The organism is Nocardia sp. XZ_19_369 (genome assembly GCF_015355715.1).
Lineage (GTDB): Bacteria > Actinomycetota > Actinomycetes > Mycobacteriales > Mycobacteriaceae > Nocardia.
In genome coordinates this window covers 216,567-235,435 of sequence record NZ_JACVED010000008.1, presented here as the reverse complement: position 1 = coordinate 235,435, position 18,869 = coordinate 216,567, and the positions used below count along the sequence as shown (strand labels likewise).

General features: G+C 68.0%; 11 protein-coding genes and 1 pseudogene. 3 read left to right on the top strand and 9 right to left on the bottom strand.

Translation table 11 applies throughout. The features are described from left to right. Positions 1-3: 3 nt before the first annotated feature. The 7 genes from IBX18_RS29205 to IBX18_RS29175 all read right to left on the bottom strand — a co-directional run bounded on the left by IBX18_RS29205 (position 4) and on the right by IBX18_RS29175 (position 13,518). Positions 4-1,476 (bottom strand): M28 family peptidase, encoded by a 1,473-nt coding sequence (locus IBX18_RS29205; RefSeq protein ID WP_228541974.1) that lies wholly within the window; start codon positions 1,474-1,476, stop codon positions 4-6. Beyond that, the gene (locus IBX18_RS29200; protein ID WP_194836712.1) at positions 1,473-7,226 is read right to left on the bottom strand and encodes a condensation domain-containing protein; all 5,754 of its coding nucleotides are present in this window, start codon (positions 7,224-7,226) and stop codon (positions 1,473-1,475) included. The genes IBX18_RS29205 and IBX18_RS29200 overlap by 4 nt, the downstream gene beginning before the upstream one ends. Next, positions 7,223-8,428, bottom strand: coding sequence for an MFS transporter (locus IBX18_RS29195; RefSeq protein ID WP_228541973.1), 1,206 nt, complete (start codon positions 8,426-8,428; stop codon positions 7,223-7,225). Before IBX18_RS29195 ends, IBX18_RS29200 begins: the two co-directional genes overlap by 4 nt. Positions 8,429-8,436: 8 nt before the next feature. Continuing rightward, positions 8,437-9,210 (bottom strand): thioesterase domain-containing protein, encoded by a 774-nt coding sequence (locus IBX18_RS29190; protein ID WP_306796462.1) that lies wholly within the window; start codon positions 9,208-9,210, stop codon positions 8,437-8,439. Between the two features lie 64 nt (positions 9,211-9,274). Continuing rightward, a complete protein-coding gene (locus tag IBX18_RS43210; RefSeq protein ID WP_306796461.1) occupies positions 9,275-10,504 on the bottom strand; it encodes a cytochrome P450 in 1,230 nt (409 codons plus the stop codon). Further along, positions 10,501-12,285: a non-ribosomal peptide synthetase gene (locus IBX18_RS29180; RefSeq protein ID WP_306796460.1), complete on the bottom strand. Its 1,785-nt coding sequence runs from the start codon at positions 12,283-12,285 to the stop codon at positions 10,501-10,503. Before IBX18_RS29180 ends, IBX18_RS43210 begins: the two co-directional genes overlap by 4 nt. Before the next feature lie 495 nt (positions 12,286-12,780). Continuing rightward, positions 12,781-13,518 (bottom strand): hypothetical protein, encoded by a 738-nt coding sequence (locus IBX18_RS29175; protein WP_194836711.1) that lies wholly within the window; start codon positions 13,516-13,518, stop codon positions 12,781-12,783. A gap of 26 nt (positions 13,519-13,544) precedes the next feature. Between IBX18_RS29175 and IBX18_RS29170 the strand changes: the two are divergent. Beyond that, positions 13,545-14,796 (top strand): annotated as a pseudogene (locus IBX18_RS29170) (APC family permease); the annotation flags it as partial. Between the two features lie 42 nt (positions 14,797-14,838). Here IBX18_RS29170 and IBX18_RS29165 read toward each other — a convergent pair. Then, positions 14,839-15,237, bottom strand: coding sequence for a DUF6223 family protein (locus IBX18_RS29165; protein ID WP_194836710.1), 399 nt, complete (start codon positions 15,235-15,237; stop codon positions 14,839-14,841). A gap of 213 nt (positions 15,238-15,450) precedes the next feature. Between IBX18_RS29165 and IBX18_RS29160 the strand changes: the two genes are divergently transcribed. Beyond that, entirely contained in the window at positions 15,451-16,557 is a 1,107-nt protein-coding gene (locus IBX18_RS29160) for a sensor histidine kinase (protein WP_194836709.1), read from the top strand. Continuing rightward, a complete protein-coding gene (locus IBX18_RS29155) occupies positions 16,554-17,216 on the top strand; it encodes a response regulator transcription factor (protein ID WP_194836708.1) in 663 nt (220 codons plus the stop codon). The genes IBX18_RS29160 and IBX18_RS29155 overlap by 4 nt, the downstream gene beginning before the upstream one ends. Positions 17,217-17,223: 7 nt before the next feature. On the opposite strand, the gene IBX18_RS29150 is transcribed toward IBX18_RS29155, so the two are convergent. Further along, on the bottom strand, positions 17,224-18,465 hold the full coding sequence (locus IBX18_RS29150; protein WP_194836707.1) for an oxygenase MpaB family protein: 1,242 nt from the start codon (positions 18,463-18,465) through the stop codon (positions 17,224-17,226). Between the last annotated feature and the right edge of the window lie 404 nt (positions 18,466-18,869).

Sequence of the window (18,869 nt, the reverse complement as noted above, 5' to 3'; positions counted from 1 at the left end):
GGGCTAGCGCACGCCGTTGACGTCCTCGGTGGTGACGGCGAACCGGCCTGCCGACCACGCCATCGCGCGCCCGAACTGGTCGAAGCTGGTGCGATTGATGTTGGCGAGGTTGTCGCAGCCCTGGTGGTAGCAGCGGTCGAGCATCTGGCCCTCGATACCACCGAACAGCCGCACCCACTCCGCCGATTTGAGGGTGTCCGAGCCGCCGTTGACGCCGCCCGCAGGGATGCCCGCCGTGATGAACGGGGCGTGGTCGGAGCGCCCGTCCAGGACCAGGCCGACGGTCGGCAGATTTTGCCCGGCGAAGTACCCGTTGATCAGGGTGGAGATCTGATCGGAGCCGGCCGGTGCCGAACCATTCGCAGTTTTGCCGTTGTACACCTGGCGGGCGAAGTTGTCCGAGCCGATCATTTCGGCGTTCAGATAGAGGGCGGTGTTCTTGCGCTGTTCGGGGGTCAGCTGATCGATGTAGAACTGCGCGCCCGCGAGTCCCTTCTCCTCGGCCGCCCACCAGGCGAACCGCACCTTGTTGCGGACCTGATCGCGGTAGGGGGCCATGCGCAGCGCGGTCTCCAGCGTCATCACGGCGGAAGTGCCGTTGTCGTTGACGCCGGGACCGGTGTCGACGGAGTCCAGATGCGCGCCCATCACGACCATGTTGTCCGCGCGGCCGGTGGGGGTGTCGGCGATCAGGTTGTAGGTGTTGGTCAGAATCTCGTTGCCGCGCAGGTCGAGGGTGACCTGCACCGGTCCTGCGGTGACATCGGCCTGCAACTGCTCGGCTTCGCCCCGCGGCAGCGTCGCGGTGGGGATGCGGGCGTCGGCGGGCGGCACCATCCGGTAGCGCAAATTGAGCGTCGGGTCCGGCGAATCGCCGTTCATCAGCATGGCTGCGGCGCCGACCTCGGCGGCCACCAGCTGCTTCTGGGTGATGAAACAGTCGCCCACCCGGACCAGCACAACCTTGCCGCGCACATCGCTGTTCGCGTAGTCGTCGACGGTGCAGCCGGTGTCCTTGCCCGTCGGCAGACTCACCGCGGCGTTGAGGCCACCGTCCGGGGTGGAACGGGAGAATCGGGCGATCACCGGGTGCAGCGGACGGGCCTGGGGCGCGGTCACCGAGCCGGTCTCGGCGCGAATGTCGTAGTCGGGGAAGCTGAATTGCTGCCGCGTCACCTGGTAGCCGGCGGCGGTGAGTGCCGCGGTGAAGTACTGAGCGGTCGCCTCGTAGCCCGGGGAGCCCGATACTCGGTGTCCGCCGAAGGTGCTGGTGAGGTTCGCGAGGGCCGCGAGGTGGGGCCACGCGCCGTCGCCGGTGACCTCGGCGGCAAGACGGTCGGCCAGGGCGTTGGCTCCGGTGTCGGCGGAGGCTGCCCCGGTGTGTCCGGCCAGCACGGCCGCGGCTGCCAGTAACACCGCGCCGGTCAGCGCAAAGGGCTTGCGCCGCATGGAAAGTCGGCGGGACGGTTGTGTCATCTGGCAACTCCTGTGTTCTGGTGACTCGGTGTGACAGGCACGGCCGAGGCCGCGCCGAAGGCTTCCGCGAGCGCGAGAATGCGTTCGGGGGTGAACAATTCGCCGCTGTAGCGCCACTGCACCCGGACCCGGTCGGCGACGAGTCTCGGATAGACCTCGAGCGCGGCGGGCCTCGGCATATCGGCGGGCCGGTCGCGGCCGACGAGTTCGTTGTCGGCACCGGTCAGGGCACCGTCCCGCTCGTCGGACAGGAAAGCGGGTGTGCCCCAGAAGGAGAACAGCACGTCCGGTGTCCGGATCTGATCCAGTGCGGTGCGCACGGCGGCATCGGGGTGGAACCTGCGCAGGGGTTCGAAGTCGAAACCGCGTCCGGGCACCGAGCGCAGCTGTGCCGCGACGAAGGCGGCGTGGTCGGCCGGGGTGCGCCGGCCGGGCAGGCCGAGGGCGAACGGATAGGTCGTGTTGAAGAAGCCGACGGTGCGGCCGAGATCGAGGTCGTCGAACAGGTCTTCGCGGCCGTGGCCGACCAGCTGGATGGCGATCTCGCCGCCGCGCACGTCGAGCCAGTGCTGCATCGCGACGCCCAGTGCGGCCAGCAGCTGTTCCGAGCGGCTGAGGCCGGAAACCAGGGCAGGGGCGGGGAATTCGGTGACCAGCTCGCCGGTGTTGCCCTCGATGCCGAACGAGTCGCCGGCCACGGGGCGCAGTTGCATGCCGTCGCCCCAGGAGCGGTCCAGCCAGTAGCCGGCGTCCAGGGTGTCCGGGCGGGTGCGGATCAGGTCGGCGAGTCGGCGTGCCCACTCGAAGTAGCTCGCGCTGGGGGTGGGCAGTTCGGCGGTGCTCGTACCGGCGAGGAGGGCCGAAAGGTCCTCGGTCAGTAGGTTCCATGAGTAGAGGTCGACCATCGTGTGGTGGATCACCAGCACGAGCTGGTCGTCGTGTCCCGCCTGGGTGTGGAACAAGCCCGCTCGGCAGACCGGGCCGTCGGACAGGCTCAAGGTGCTGTGCAACTTGGTGGCCGCATGGTGGATCTGGTGCTGGAGGTCGACGGGAACTGATGCGGTGAGGTCGAATTCGGTGATCGCCGGGGGTGCTCCGGTGGACAGTAGTTGCCAGCTGGCTTCGACCGAGCGTAGTTGGGCGTGCAGGACAGGGTGTCGGTCCGCTAGGGCCTGCACTGCGCGCTCAACGGTGGCGGTGTCGATGTTGCGGCGCAAGGTGTAGCGCACGCCGTGGTTCCAGTAGTCCGGGTTGGGCACGCTGCGGCTGAGGAACTCCAGCTGCGGTGGGGTCGGGTCGACCGTGGTGCGCGCTTCCGCTTCGGCCGGAGCCGGTGTGGTTGTGGCGGAACCGGTTTCGCGCTCCGGGATGGTCTCGGCAACAGCGGCGACTGTCCTGAGCCGGAGAATGGCCCGGGGCCGCAGGGCGATTCCGTTGGTGCCCGCCTCGGCGGCGATGGCGATCGCGGAGATCGAGTCGCCGCCGAGCTCGAAGAAGTCGTCCTCGATGCCGACTCGGTCGCGCCGTAGGTAGCGTGACCACAGCTCGCAGAGCTGTTCTTGCAGACCATTATTCGGTGCGACGTGTGCTGTGGCTGTCGACGTGTCGATGTCCTGTGCTGCGTCAGGAACCCGTCGTGCTGCCGGTGCGATGCCGATCGACAGTGTGTGCACCGGCGTGTTCGGATCCAGCGCCGCCAGCCGGTCCAGCAGCGCGTGGTACGAGTCGAACCAGGCGTGGATCGTGTCGGGGCGGAACATCGTCGGGTCGTACTGGACTCGGCAGCGCAGCTGGCTGCCGTACTCCAGCACGGTGACCGCGATGGGGAAGGCCGCGCCGCCCTGTCCGACATCGAGCAGCTCCACCGCCGGGCCGTCAGGCCCCAGCTGTCGCAATGGCTCGACTCCGCTGGTGACGGTGAACATGGTGGCCGCGAGCGGGTCCGCGGAGTTGGGGCGCGCTATTCGCCGCAGCCGGTCGGTGGGCAGGTCCTGGTGGTCGAGGGCTTGCAGCGAGGCCGTGCGGACCGCGGTGAGCAAGGCGGTGATCGACTGTTCGGGCTGCACCGTCGCCCGCACCACGAGGGTGGTGGCGTAGTTGCCCACTACCGGTTCATCGATCGGTTTACGCCCGGCTGCCGGCACCGCCACGCAGACGTCGTGCTCGCCGGTGAGCTGTCGGAGCAGTGTCATCCAGGCCGTCAGCAGCACCGTGTGCAGGGTGCAGCGCTCGCGTCGGGCGAGTTCGCGTAGTCGGGTGGCGCGGTTGCTGTCGATGGGTAGGGCTGATTCTTTTGTGCCGAACGAGGTTTCGCCGGCATCCTGATCCACCGGCAGGGGTACGTAGCGCGTGCCGGACAGGTAGTCCGACCAGAAGGTGGTGAGCTCGGTTCCGGTCGGGCCGTCCAGCAGCGCGTGCTGATCGGTGACGTAGTCGAGGTAGCGGCGCTCCAGTACGGGCAATGTGCCTGGCTCGCTGCCCAATTCGGCGAACAGCAGGCGCCACGACCAACCGTCGACGAACAGATGGTGGAAGGTGAGGAGCAGGATTTGTTGGTCGCCGTTCCGGAATTGGGCTCGCACCAGCTGGTATCGGCCCGGTGGACCATCGGGTGGCAACGGCTGGGCGACCAACTCTCGTAGTCGGTCCAGCAGTTCTTCCCGGGATTCGGCCGCAGTGCGATCGGTCAGTTCGAGCACCGTCTCGGTGAGCGTTACGCGGGTTTCGTCCGCAGGAGTGACTACCTGGCGTGGGCCGTTGGGGGAGTTGATGATCCGGGCGCGCAGCATCGGATGCCGTGCCACGACCGCCTGTAGCCGCGCGGTAAGCGCTGCGGTGTCGACTGCTCCGTCGAGTAGTAGGGCGGCGGGCACGTTGTAGGCGCCGGTGTCGGGGTCGAGCTGATCGGCGGCCCAGATCGCCAGTTGCTGTCCGGACAATGGTCCTTCATCGGGCGGCGGAGTATTTTCGCTGAGCGGACTGATGGGTGCGGGGACTGCCGTCGGCTCGTTATCCGTTGGGGTGGCGGCGGTCTCACCCACCAGCTCCGCGACAGCGGCTGCGGTTCCGGCCAGATCCGGGTAGTCGTAGAGGTCGAGCACACCGAGATCCGTGCCGAATCGTTCGTTGATCCGAGCCACCAGCTGTGCCCCGTTGAGCGAGGTGCCGCCGATGTCGAAGAAGTCGTCCGACGGAACCACTTCCGGTTCCTTGAGGACCTCTCTGGCCAGGGCGAGCACGATGTCGGCGACGGATTCGGCAGTGGCGGAAGCCAGGGGCGACGGTGCGGCAGCAATCGAGGTTGCCGATGCGGCGGCGGCCGAGGTTGCCGATGCGGTGGTTGGGGTAGCTGATGTGGCGGTGGTGGTCAGGGAGGCCGATGCGGTAGCCGTCGGCGTTGCCGATTCGGCGGTGGCGGTCGAGGTTGCTGGTGCGTCGGTGGTAGTCAGGATTGCTGATGCGGCCGCGGTCGGGGTTACTGGAACGGCGGGAGTCTGCGTTGCCGTTGCAGCGGCAGTCGGGGCGACTGGCGCGGCGGATGTGGTAGTCGTCGATGCGCCTACTACTGCGGCCATCGAGGTGTCGGCAGTCGGCGCGCGGCCAGGGGCGGTCGGATCGGCAACGGTCGGCCAACAATGGACTTCGGCCATCGGCGCGACAGGGAGCTCGAGCCGACGACGCGGCGCTCGCCCGAGCACTCGACGCCAATCTATCTGGTGCCCTGCGAGGTACAGCCGACAGAGCGCGTGCACCGGAGTCGACTCGACCGTGGCGGCGGGTTCGGCGGCCAGCAATGCCGACAGCGCGCTACCCGGCGCGAGATCGACGATCACCGGGTCGGCCAGATCGGCCAAGACCGTGCGCAGCGTCTCGGCGTTCGGCGGCGTCGGTGTGCCGGGATCGGCCGCCAGTGCCGCAGACAGGTCGTCGTCACCGCGGAGTACCCGAGCTGCGGTCGCACCGACGCCGTGGGACAGCAGCAGATCGGCCGTGATCCCAGCGTCGGCGAGGACTCGATGCGCACCGAGCAGCCAGACGAGCCCACGCTGCGCGGATGTCCAGTTCGCTGCTGCCACATGGCGTTCGGCTTCAGCAACGATTTCGGCGACTCCAGGGAATGCGTCGGCAACGGCTAGGAGGTCCTCGGCCGTCACGTCACCTGGGTCGCCGAGCGCGACGACCACCGGCGCCGGATCCGGCGGTGCCGACCGGTCCTCGGTCGGCGCGGCCAAGCTGTCCGTGAGCCGGTCGAGCAGCTCCTTCGCATCGTGCACCACCCAGGCGTGCCGGTGCGCGAAATGCGCACGCCCGACCGACAACACCTCCGCGGCGGCAGCCAGATCGAAGCCGGCCGGATCCGCCGCCACCTGATCGTGCAGGTGTTGAACCTGGGCACGCAAGCCCGCACTGTCGCGTGCCGACAGCACGACGACCTGAGCGCCGGCCGCCGCAATGTCGTTGTCCGGCTCCGGTTCCGGCGCCGCGACGATGACATGCGCGTTGGTGCCGCTCAGCCCGAAACTGCTGACGGCGGCGTAACGCGTGCTCGTCGACGGCCACGGCTCCCGACGATCGGCGAGGCGCAACGGCGCTGAAGCCAGGCCCAGCAATGGATTCGGCTGCTCGAAGTGCGCTGTCGGGAATATCTCCTCGGCGCGGAACTGCGCGATGATGCGGACCAGTCCCGCGAACCCGGCCATACATCCGAGGTGGCCGACGTTCGCCTTGACCGAGGAGACCGCAGGGCCACGGCCCTCGATCCCGGCGTACGCATCGATCAGCCCCTGGATCTCGATCGGATCCCCGATCTTCGTGCCGGTGCCGTGCGCCTCCACGTAACCGACTGCCCCAGCAGTGATTCCGGCATCGCGCAGTGCTGCGGTGATGACCTCGGTCTGCGCCTGCGGGCTCGGCGCGGTGAGTCCGGCACCGCGTCGCGCGTCCTGGTTGACCGCGCTACCGCGCAGCACCGCGTACACGGTGTCCCCGTCGCGAACGGCCGCGTCGAGCCGTTTGAGCAGAATGAACCCGCCGCCCTCGCCGTAGGTGGTGCCATCGGCACCCGCGTCGAACGGCCGGCACTGATCCACCGCCGACAGCACGCCCATGCCGTCGCTGCCGTGCTGCGGGAGTGCGCCGAGCACCAGTTCATACCCGCCGACGAGAGCCGAATCGCATTCTCCCCGTCCGACTTTCCAGCGTGCCTCGTGCAATGCGACCAGGAACGACGAGCACGCGGTGTCCACCACCTGCGCCGCGCCACGCAGATCCAGGTGGTAGGCGATCCGTCCGGCGGCGTAGGCGTGCAGGCTTCCCGTGGTGGCCGGACCGAGCCTGCGGTCGGCGGCGGGCAGCAGATCGGACAGGCTCGGATGCGGCCCGCCGTAGCCGCCGACCACCACCGCGGTATTCGTGCCCGCCAGCTCACCCTGCGCGTAACCCGCATGCCCGATAGCGCGGCAGGCCAGCTGAAGCATGCGCCGCTGCCTGGGGTCGATCAGCTCGGCTTCGGCCTTGGACAGCCCGAAGTAGCGGTAGTCGAATCCGGTGATGTCGTCGAGCCAGCCGCCGTCGCGATCGGTCGCCGACCGGGTCACGCCGGTGGCCGCGGCCCGCGTCGCCGGGAAGCGGCGCATGGCGTCGCGACCGTGCCGCAACAGGGCGGTCAGCGACTCCCAGTCGGCGCAGCCGGGTAGCTCGAAGGCGACGCCGATCACGGCGACCGCCGGGGTATCCTCGCCGGTTCTCATAGCCGTGTCACCTCTTTCTCAGTGGTCATCGCCCGGACGTCGGGCAGCGCGATAATCGCCAGGTTCACCACCGCGACCAGGACGGCCATGGTCAGCAGGGGTACGGCGTTGCCGGTCACCGCGGCGATCGGGGCGGCGACGGCCATGCCGAGCGGGCGGGCGGCGAAGGAGAGCAGGGCGTCGTAGGAATCGGCGCGCGCCAGGGCCTCCGGCGGGAACTGCTGCTGCATCGTGGTCTGCCACAGCGTGTTCAGCAGCCCGACCCCGAGCATGGCGGCACCGTAGGCGACCGCGTCGACCCAGCCCGGCGCCAGCGCCGCGAAACTAATCATCGGCAAGGCGAACAGCGCGCCGCACGCCGAAGTCACCACCAGCGGACGCCGCACCCGCAGCCGCGGCGCGACCAGCGCACCGATCACCAAGCCGGCCATGCCTGCCTGATAGATCAGCACCCAGGACAGCTCGCCGCCCAGTGACTGCACGGCGATCAGCGGGCCGAGCGTCATGAGCACGCCCGCAGTGAGATTCGAGACGCCGTGCCCGATCAGGTTGGACCAGAACCACGGTCGGCTGCGCACCTCGAGCCAGCCGTCGGCCAGCTGCCGGAAGAAGGTCACCGGATGCTCGACCACCGGACGCGGCGCGATGCGGAGCCGGCCGAGGGTGCAGGCGGCCACCACGAACAACACGGCGGTGACGACGAATGTCCAACCGGGACCGACGGTTACCGCGAGCACACCGGCCACGCCGGGCCCGGCGACCAAGGTGACGCCGCGCACCACGCCGAGATAACCGTTGGCGCGCAACCGATGTTCCTGCGGAACCGTCGCGATGACTAACGGCGACATTGTCGGGGTACCGAAGGCGACGCCGATGCCGGTGATCGCCGAGAGAATCACCAGATCGGTGATTCGGACGATCCCGCACAGCAATTCGATGCCGATGACGAGTTGAGCGAGCCCACGCGTCATGTCCGCGGCGAAGGCCACCTTCTGCGGCGCGAACCGGTCGGCGAGCACGCCGCCGATCGGCAGCAGCAGCAACTGTGGCGCCAACTCGGCAGCGAGCACGAGGCCGAGGTCGCCCGCCCGGCCGGTGGCGTCGAGCACCGCGAGGGTGAGCGCCATCGGCACCAGCGCGGTGGCCAGGAACGACAGCGTGCGCCCGAGCAGTAACCGGCCGAAACCGGGTATCTGCGCCATGGTCTTCCTCATTCGCACGCCCCGCGCTGCGGCGCGAACGGCTCGGAAAGGTGCCGCAGCAACGGCTCCGGTGCGCTGAGGAAGTCGTAGTGGCCGCCCGCGACCACCGGGAACCGGACATCGGCGCCGTAGTGCTGCCAACCGCGCAGCTCGTCCGGGGTGACCTCGGGGTCGTCGGACCAGTGCAGCACGGTGATGGGGAACGGCACCTCGATGGGTGCGGGTCTGCGATAGACCCGATTGGCCGCCAGATCCTCGCGCAGAATGGCCAAACCGAGCTCGATCAGCTGGGGCTGCACCTGTCCGCCGCGGGTCACGGTGAGAAATTCCAGTTCCGCGCGCAGTTCGTCATCGGACATGTCCAGGAAGCGATCGTGCGGACAGTCGTGTGGTGCCACCTGGGCGGAGACGAAGAGCCGCTGCGGAATCGGCAGCGCGCGCTCGGCCAGCAGCCGCGCGGTTTCGAAGGCGGGCAACGCCCCGGCGCAATGCCCGAAGAAGGCGAACGGCCGATCCAGATGCGGCAGTAGCGATTCCGCGAGCGCCTCGGCCAGCACCGCATAGGTGCCGTAATGCCCTTCGCGCAGGCGATTTTCCCGCCCCGGTAGCTGGATGGCGCAGATCTCGATGCCACCGATGCGCCGCGGCCACTGGTTGAACATGGATCCACCGACCCCCGAATACGGGAAGCAGAAGATTCGCGCGGTCGCGTCCTGGTCGGGTAGGCGGAGCAGCCAGCGGGTCATGGGTGCGGCATCGTGCAGGGTGGTCTCGGACGTCACTGAGTTACATCCCTTCGTTGTGGCACTGCGAGATCGGGGTGGCGATGAGGTTTCGCCGGACCGTTCATCCGGTCCGGATCAGGAGCTGCGTCATGCCTGCGATGAAAACCGACGCCAGGTGCTGCGGTGGCGCCATCGGCTCGATAGTGGTGAATTGCCCGGCCAGTTCTTCGAACAGCACCCGGAACGTCAACCGTGCCAACGGTGCGCCGAGACAATAGTGCGGTCCGTGGCCGAACGCGATGTGCCGGTTGTCCGTGCGGGTGATGTCGAACCGGTACGGGTCGGCGAAGACCGCTTCGTCCCGGTTGGCCGAGCCGATCCAGACCGCGACCGCCTCACCCGCCTCGATCAGCCCGCCGCTCAGCTCGGTGTCGGCGCTCGCGTACCGCAGGAAGCTGTTGGCGGGCGAGGTCCAGCGCAGCCCCTCCTCGACCAGGCGGGGAACCAGTGCGGGATCGGATCGCACAGCGTGCCACTGGTCTTCGTGTTCGGCGAGCGCGAGCATGGTGCCGCTGACGGTGTGCGGTGTGGTGGCATTGGCGCCCAGCAGCAGGCTGTAGCAGTTGTAGACGACCTCGTCGTCGGTGAGCGGCGCGCCGCCGGCCTGCATGCTCATCAGGTGCCCGATGAGGTCGGCGCGCGGCCGGTCACCGCGGTGGCGTTTGACCAGCGCGCCGAAGTAGTCGAACAGCTGATGATGGGCGATGGCCAGGGTGGCCGACCCGCTGCGGACCCGGAACTCGGGATCCTCGGGTGCGGCGGCCATGGCCGTCCACCGCACCAGGTTGTCCCAGTCGGCCTCCGGGATGCCCAGTAGCGCACCGGCCACCGTCATCGGCAGCTCATACGCCTGCTGCGCGACATCCCAGCTGCCGCCGTCGCGTGCCGGGGCCAGAAACCGTTGCACCGCAGTGCGAATGGACTCCTGCCACGCGGCGACCGTGCGCACCGAAAGCTGCGGCTGGATCGGGCGTCGAAGCTCGGAATGTCTTGGCGGATCGGTCGATACGAGCATCTTGCCCGCGGAGATGTCGCCGTGCCCGAGTTGGGTGAGCACGCTGCCGCGTTCGGAGGTGAAGGCGCGATGGTCGCCGAGCACCCGGCAGGCATCCGCGTGCCGGGTGACCGATCGGAAAGACCGTCCGTCCGGCAGTATTTGGCGGTGCAGCGGGGCGTCGGCGCGCATGGCCGCCCAGACCGGATGCGGGTCGCCGGTGGCGAAGAAGTGTGGATCGAAGAGGTCGATCCCGTCCAGATCGGCGGCCGCGCGGACGTCGGTGCTGATCTTCACGCGCTCCGCCGCCCTTGCTCGACGGCGGCGGCCAGGCCGGCCGGGGTGGGGTCGAGGTAGAAGGTGACCGGCGAGACGGTCACGCCGTACTCGCGCTCGAGGTCGGCGGTGATGCGCACGCCGAGCAGCGAATGCCCGCCGAGCTCGAAGAAATCGTCGTCGGCGCCGATACCCGCGATGCCGAAATAGTCGGTCCACAAGGTGGTTACGGCTGTCTCCATCGCGGTGGACGGCTCGCGGTAGGCACTGGTCAGTCGGGGGCGTTCGGTGGGCTGGTCGGCGGCGAGTGCTCGCCGGTCGATCTTGCCGTTGGCGGTCAACGGCAAGGCGTCGACAATGCGGATCAGCGTGGGTACCGCATAGGAGGGCAGGGTTTCGGCGAGCGCGCGGCGGACGTCCAGGGTGGACAGTCCGGCGTTCGCTTCGCCGACAAGCCAGGCGGCCAAGCGTTTTCCGCCGCCGCGCTGGTCTTGCGGGACGACCGCGAGGGTCGCGACGCCGGGCAGCGCGGCGATCGCGGCTTCTACCTCGCCGATCTCGATGCGGAACCCGCGGATCTTCACCTGGTGGTCGATCCGGCCCAGATAGTCCAGGGCACCGCGCTGTTGCTGACGGACGAGATCGCCTGTGCGGTACATGCGTTCGCCCGGGATGTGGGCGGCCGGGTCGGCGACGAAGGTCGCGGCGGTCAGGCCGGGGTCGCCCCAATACCCATGCGCCAGACCGGTTCCCGTCGCGTACAGCTCACCGGCCGCATCGTCCGATACCGGAGCGAGCCGGGCATCGAGTATGCGCACGCCGGTGCCGCGGATCGGGTGGCCGATCGGCACCGGACCGGCCGAGGTTCCGGTCACGGCGTAGCAACACGTGAAAGTGGTGTTCTCTGTTGGCCCGTAGCCGTTGATCACCGTCGTGTCGGACAGCGCGGTCACGGCCCGGTGGACGTGTGCGGGGGACAGCACGTCGCCGCCGGCGAGTAGATAGCGCAGGCTGCGCAGTTCGTCGAGGCCACCCTCGGTGACCTGCTGGAACAGGCCCGCAGTCAACCAGAGCACGGTCACCCGATGGTGACCGACGAGTTTGGTGAGATCGCTGAGCGAGAGCTCGGTGTCGGGCGCGAGGACTAATTGCGCACCGTTGAGCAGCGCGCCCCAAATTTCCAGGGTCGAGGCGTCGAAGGCGATCGGTGCGAATTGCAGAAAGACGTCATCCGTTGTGACGGAAAGGAAATCGGTATCGACCACCAATCGCGACACCGCGCGGTGCGGCACGCACACACCCTTGGGCGTGCCGGTGGAGCCCGAGGTGTATGCCAGGTAAGCCGGGTGCAGATCGGTAATGGTGACCGGCGTGGGGGACTGGGCGGGGTGGTCCGCGTCCAGCGATACCGCACGGCAGTCCGCGGGCAGTTGCGGTGCTGAATCCTCGTGTACCAACACGATTCGCACGCCCGATCGGCGCAGCACGAGCTCGCGGCGCTGCCTCGGCGCTCGCTCGTCGAGCGCGAGGTATCCGGCGCCCGTTTTCAGGATCGCGAGCAAGCCGACAATGGTGGCGATCCGGCGGCGGGCGGCCAATGCCACGGTGTCGCCCGGGCGTACGCCGCAGTCCTGCAGATGCCGGGCCAGACCGTCGGATCTACGGTCGAGTTCGGCATAGGTGAGTTGTCCACCGTCGCCGATCACAGCCACCCGTTCGGGGTGCTGTTTTGCCAGCAGCGTAAATCGTTCGCCGATGACCGACGGGCATGCCAGAGCGTATTCGTCCACAATCAGCCTCACGGTCTCGAGGGTCACCCGAGACTTTCGTACAGAGAGATCTCACCGGGTCTGGAATTCGGTAATACACCCGGTGCTGGATATTTGCGGAAAGTGTGATCGCGGATGATGATCGCGGCTTTCCGGGAAATGCGCGTCGGCCGGACTCGACTGCTCGAGGACGACGTCAGTGCTGGATGAGGTCGGTATCGACGCTGGTAACGCGAGCCGACCCCGAGTTATGGATCCGACGGTCGTAACCGCGATAACGCGCGAATGCGCGAAGCGGAAATTGTAGACATATCATGACCCCCTATGAGCATGTAGCTTCCCCTAGTTCCGGCTGGAATCATTAGAATCGATCCTATGAATTTGTGACAGAAGAACGTTATGTGACCTGTGTCACATAACCCCCAATTCGGGGGTAATCTCTTCCGCCACTGCCGATTTCGAACTACGCCCTTATAAGAGTTCGCATATCCATTACAAGCCCACAGTTCTTGGGGGAGGTAATGATAATCATTCCGGATCTCTGAAGACCGGTTGGTTCTTGCGCTGATCCGCTGAGACCCAGTAGTTGGGCTTCTTCGATGCTCGGGTCATCCGTCGAGCGCGGCGGGGACGCGGGGGAGCGTCCAGGTTCTTCGCGCGCCGGGTCTCGTCCGGAACGCACAGGTTGTGCCAAATGCGTTGGACGCCTTTGCTGCTCGACCGCCGGGCGGCGTCAGCGTCGAGCGCTTGATCGATGAGCGGCCGCCCCAGCACCTGCGCCATCCTGCGGTCACCTCGGTAGACCAGGCGCCGGTACCGCACCGTGAGCATCGTCAGATAGCTGATCGCGAACGCCAGCACGCTCGACAGCAGCACCAACCACGGCGGTATGCCGCTCTCGAGCCCGGCGAACGCGACGATCCCGATCACCGCTGTCGCGACGAATCCGAAAGTGCGCCAAGCCTTGTCACGGCGCTCGGCGGCCAGGAGATCGGCGAACACCACGGCACCCGAGAGTACGCCCGCCTGCTCCGCCGCCGGAAGCTCATCGAACGCGGGACCGACCAGGACGACCGGCCGCCCCCGTCGCCAGCGCAACTGCACACGTTCGCCCCCCGCCACGACGCGTGGCGCCGGCACTCCGAATCTCGTCGCGAGTTCGTCGATGCGCGTACTGATCTGATCCAGGTCCACGGCCTCATCATCTAGGACAAGGCACCGTTCGTCCGCCGTAGCGGGGCCGAACAGCTCTGCGGTGGTGACCACCGACGGAGTCTGATCGAATGGGCACCATGGTGCCCAAGGCAACGCTGACGAATACCCCGGATGAGCTGCGGCGCAGTTTGGGAGTGTCCGATGCCGTCGTGGTCGGGCTCGGCGCGATGATCGGCGCCGGGATCTTCGCCGCGCTGGCTCCGGCGGCGCGGGCGGCTGGATCGGCGGTGCTGCTCGGGCTGGCGATCGCGGCGCTGGTGGCGTACTGCAATGCGACGTCTTCGGCGAGATTGGCGGCCCGATATCCGGCTTCGGGCGGCACGTATGTGTATGGGCGCGAACGGCTCGGCGAGTTTCTGGGGGTATCTGGCGGGGTGGTGTTTCGTGGTCGGCAAGACCGCGTCCTGTGCGGCGATGGCGTTGACCGCGGGCGTCTATGCGTGGCCGGAGCACGCGCACGCGGTCGCCGCGGCGGCGGTGGTCGCGTTGACGGTGGTGAACTATCGCGGCGTACAGAAGTCCGCGCTGCTGACCAGGGTGATCGTGGCGGTCGTGCTCGCTGTGCTCGCCGCGGTGGTTGTGGCGGCATTCACCGCCGAGACCGCCGACCTGGCGCGACTGGAATTTGGTTCTGACATAACCGTTTTCGGCGTGTTGCAGGCGGCGGGACTGGTGTTCTTCGCCTTCGCCGGGTACGCGCGCATCGCCACGCTGGGCGAGGAGGTCCGCGACCCGGCCCGCACCATCCCGCGCGCGATCCCGCTCGCACTCGGCATCACGTTGCTCGTCTATGCGGTCGTCCTGATCGCGGCACTGACAATCCTTGGGCCGCAAGGCTTGTCCGAGTCCAGCGCGCCGTTGTCGGACGTGGTGCGGTCGGCCGGGGCCGGCTGGTTGGCGCCGGTGGTGCGGATCGGCGCGGTCGTCGCCGCGCTGGGCGCGCTGCTGGCGTTGATCCTCGGTGTCTCGCGCACCACGCTGGCGATGGCCCGCGACCGGCACCTGCCGCACGCGCTGGCGGCGGTGCATCCCCGATTCGCGGTGCCGCATCGCGCGGAGATCGCCGTCGGGGCGGTCGTTGCCGTCGCCGCGGCGACCGTCGATGTCCGTGCCGCGATCGGGTTCTCGTCGTTCGGCGTCCTGCTCTACTACGCCGTCGCCAATGCGGCCGCATGGACATTGACCCCTGGCGAGGGTCGGCCGTGGCGGGTGATTCCCGCGGTCGGCGTGCTCGGCTGCCTGATGCTGGCGTGCACCTTGCCGATGGCGTCGGTGCTGTCCGGTGCGGCGGTCGTTGCCATCGGCGCGGCGATCTTCGCCGTCCGCAGACAATTTCTCCGCCGCCCGAAACCTGGCCTCGGCAGGAACGACTCAGGCGGTGCGGCGGGAGCGAATCAGGCCGAGCCCGCCCAGGATCGAGCTGAGCAGCCCGATCAGCAAGGCCACGAAGGCGCCGCCCAGCCCGTTGCCGGTGCCGAGACCGCCGTCGGACGTGGCCACGACGAACCCACCGAGGGCCATCGCGATCAGGCCGGCCAGTAGGGCGACGAGGGCGCCGCTGCGGATGCGACGGGTCAGCACCAGCCCGCCGATGATCACGCCGGTCAATCCCACCAGCGCGGCCACGATGGCGCCGAGCCGCCCGGAGCTCAGCACGGTGAGACCGGCGACGTCCGGTTGGACCATGGCGTGCGCGACAGCCGGTATGGCAAGCGTGGAAACTGCGAGCATGGCGGCTGCCGCAGTGGCGAACAGGTAACGGATGGACATGGCGTGCTCCTTCGCAGAAATGATGTCGCTCGATCATGTCCGCTCGCACCACCACCGAACATCGTGCAGGCGTGGGCAATTCGCGCTGCCGCCGCTGCCGTAACCGACTACCGCGGCCGCCGTAGCGAGCCACGGAACTACTGCGTGTGCGGTAGTCCAATGATCGTCCGTGCGCGGGATTCGTGCGCGCGCCGCTCCGGCTAGGGTGCCTACATGAGCAGGGAACGAATCGCGGACCGGGCGATCGCTGCCGGTGTGGCGGCGGCCCTGCTGGCCACCGGATTGTCCAAGCACCACACCGCCTCCGATCTCGACCCGATCGGCTACGCGTCATTGATCATCGGCGGATTGGCGCTGGCCGCCCGCCGCACCGCTCCGCTCGCGGTCTTGGCCGTGACCGGGTTGTGCGCGCTGGGTTATCAAGCCGTCGGCTTCGACGTGCCCGCGGTCGCGTTCCTGTTCGCCGTGTACGCCGCCGTGCGCGCAGGCCATCGCTGGATCACGGTGGCGGCCTCGGTGACCCTGCTCGCCGCGCTTCCGCTCGCGGCCCTGGCCTCGCTGCACGACACCGGCGCCGCCTTCGCGCAGGCCCGGGACGCGCTCGAGATCGCCTGGTTGATCGCGGCCGGTGCGGCGGGTGAAGCCCTACGGCAGGCCGAGCGGCGAGCCGACGAAGCCGAGCGCACCCGCGAAGAGACCGCGCGACGCCGGGCCGACGAAGAACGGCTGCACATCGCACGGGAACTGCATGATTCGCTCACCCACCAGATCTCGGTGATCAAGGTGCAATCCGAGGCCGCCGTCCACGTGGCCCGCAAACGCGGTGAAGAGGTGCCCGAGGCGTTGCTCGCGATCCGGCAGGCCGGTCGCGAGGCCGCCAGGGAACTGCGCGCGACCCTGGAGGCGCTGCGCGACGACAGCACCACCCCGCCACAAGGACTCGCGCACGTCCCTGAACTCGTGGCACGGGCTCGGACGACCGGCTTGGACGCGAGCCTGTCGATCGAAGGTCAGCGTCAGGATGTGCCTGCCGCGGTGGACCGGACCGTCTACCGGATCGTCCAGGAGTCGCTCACCAACGTCGCCAGGCACGCCGCGGCCGCGACGGCGTCGGTCCGGATCGACTACCGGCCCGACACTCTGGTCGTCCGAGTCGACGACGACGGCACAGCCACCACGAACACCGTGTCGGCGCCCGGCGTCGGGCTGCTCGGGATGCGCGAACGAGTCACCGCCCTCGGCGGGCACCTGCGCGCGGCACCGCGCAGCGAAGGCGGCTTCTCCGTGCACGCCGAACTACCCGTGGACCGGACATCATGATCCGGGTCCTGCTGGTCGACGACCAGCCGCTGATCCGCAGCGGATTCCGCGCACTGCTCGAGCTCGAGGACGACATCGAGGTGGTGGCCGAGGCGGCCGACGGAAGCCAGGGCATCATGCTCGCCCGGGAACACCTGCCCGACATCGCCCTCATCGACATCCAGATGCCGGTGGTCGACGGCATCGAGGCGACCAGGCGCATCGCCGCGGACCCGGCCCTGGCCGGGGTGCACGTCGTCATCCTCACCAATTACGGCCTGGACGAATACGTTTTCGACGCGTTACGGGCAGGGGCGGCCGGCTTCCTCGTCAAGGACATCGAGCCGGAAGACTTCCTGCACGCCATCCGCGTCGCCGCGCGCGGTGACGCGCTGCTCGCGCCGTCGATCACTCGCCGACTGATCGACCGGTACGTCAGCCAGCCGCTCGACCCGGGCGTCAGCGCGGCGCTGAACGAACTCACCAACCGCGAACGGGAAGCGGTTGCCCTTGTGGCGCAGGGGCTTTCGAATGATGAGATCGCCGACCGGATGGTGATCAGCCCGCTCACCGCGAAGACCCACATCAATCGGGCGATGACCAAGCTCGATGTCCGGGACCGGGCCCAACTCGTCGTTCTCGCTTATGAATCCGGCTTGGTGGTCCGGCGCAACTCCTGACCGGAGCTCAGCGCGGCGGCCGGCTCATGTCCCGATTCATCTGGGGGAGTTCGATACTGATCGGCATGCGCAGTTCGGCCAGGTAGATCAGCGCGGCCTGGCGGAGGAATTCGTCGAAGAGCCAGTACGCATCCGGGGCCAGCGGGACGACGGGCAGCAGGCCCTCACGGACCGCGATGAAGGGGCCCCAGCTCACGCGCAGCAGCGGGTCCCAGAGCGGTTCCCTCGGGATGGCCAGCCCGTCGGCGATCTTGTCGCCGAGCAGGAAGCGGGTGAACGCGCCGAGGACCGGCTTGCTGAGGATGGCGAGGTCGAGGTTCACGCCGAGCCGCAGCAGCCGATCGGCCAGCGCGGCGCCCTCGGGCGTCGGCATCAGAATCGGGTCCAGCACCTGTGCGGCTTGGGAATTCGCCTCGGACCACGAGTTCGGGATGTACTCGTCCCGGACGCCGAGCATGTGCGCGCACACCTGCCAGGAGTGCAGGAAGGCGGCCGACTCGTGCGCCGGGATGGGCACCCGCCATGCGGTCAGATGCTTCATCACGGTTGTCGGCAGGCTGTGCCAAGTGACCATGATGTCGTTCTGACTGATCGGAATGTCCTCCTCAGCGGAGTGCACCCAGTGCGGCGACTGCGGCAGCAGGTGGCGCACGGCGGCATGCACCAGCCGAGTCTTGACGCAGGTGACGATCATTTCGCCATCGGGGGCATAGGCATTCGCGGTGCCGATGTCGTAGCCGAGTTTCGCGGTCTTGGAGATGCGGTCCTTCAGATCGTGACCGCCCTTGGAGTAGTAGACCGCCCGCGCCTCCTTCGGAATGACCGTGCTCATCATGCCGCTGGCCAAGCCGTACAGCACGCCGAGGTAGAGACCGCGCTTCTTGTTGAACTCGACTGCGGTGCCCAGCTTGCCGTGGTCGGTCCACTGCGGTAGCTGGCGGGCGTACTCCATGAAATCTCTTAGCTCCGTGGGCAATCCGGCAGGCAAGGGCTGGCCGTTTCTGGTCCACGTGCGCAACAGCGCGTTGACCGCGGCTACTTCGCCGCGGTCGAGCAGCCCGGCAACCACGGGGTCCGCCTCGGCATCCCACACGGTCAGCGGGTCGGCTCCGGTGCCGCTGCCCGCCACCGAGCCGTCGGGTGACCAGGTCCACGGTTCCGCTCGGGCGGGCGTCACCATTGCCAAGGCGCCCAATGCGCCCAATGCGCCGCTCGCCTTCAGTGCGTTGCGTCTGCTGAGTCCATCCATGTCGCCACTCCTCGCTGAGTCCAGCCGCCACCGAGTCGGCGCGGGGCACTCGGGTAGCGCTGAACCGCGCCTTTCAGTGGAAGAATGGTTATTAACTTATCAAGGTTGTGAATGCCTTGTCCCGGCTTTGGAAAACAAGTCGACTCATAGGCTGTTACTTCGGCTGTTGGCGGTCAAAGTCGCTATGTGCTGGACTCTTTCGGGCAAATTTGATCTTGAAGCCGCCACGTGACCGAGCGGGTTCGGCGGCGACCGCGGTCGCGCTGCTTCGGTATGCCGAATCATGAGTATCGATAACCATCAGTCACTTTGTGGTTCTGTTCGTGGATTCCCCAGTGGGCGGGGCCGGGTCAACTGGGGACGAAGTGGCATTGTCGCGACGCACCCGTGGCGATAGTGTGCGG

Excerpts from the sequence above, each read along its gene's own strand:
- IBX18_RS29205 (WP_228541974.1), bottom strand. The coding sequence starts at position 1,476 with ATGACACAACCGTCCCGCCGACTTTCCATGCGGCGCAAGCCCTTTGCG.
- IBX18_RS29200 (WP_194836712.1), bottom strand. The coding sequence starts at position 7,226 with ATGAGAACCGGCGAGGATACCCCGGCGGTCGCCGTGATCGGCGTCGCC.
- IBX18_RS29195 (WP_228541973.1), bottom strand. The coding sequence starts at position 8,428 with ATGGCGCAGATACCCGGTTTCGGCCGGTTACTGCTCGGGCGCACGCTG.
- IBX18_RS29165 (WP_194836710.1), bottom strand. The coding sequence starts at position 15,237 with ATGTCCATCCGTTACCTGTTCGCCACTGCGGCAGCCGCCATGCTCGCA.
- IBX18_RS29160 (WP_194836709.1), top strand. The coding sequence starts at position 15,451 with ATGAGCAGGGAACGAATCGCGGACCGGGCGATCGCTGCCGGTGTGGCG.
- IBX18_RS29155 (WP_194836708.1), top strand. The coding sequence starts at position 16,554 with ATGATCCGGGTCCTGCTGGTCGACGACCAGCCGCTGATCCGCAGCGGA.
- IBX18_RS29150 (WP_194836707.1), bottom strand. The coding sequence starts at position 18,465 with ATGGATGGACTCAGCAGACGCAACGCACTGAAGGCGAGCGGCGCATTG.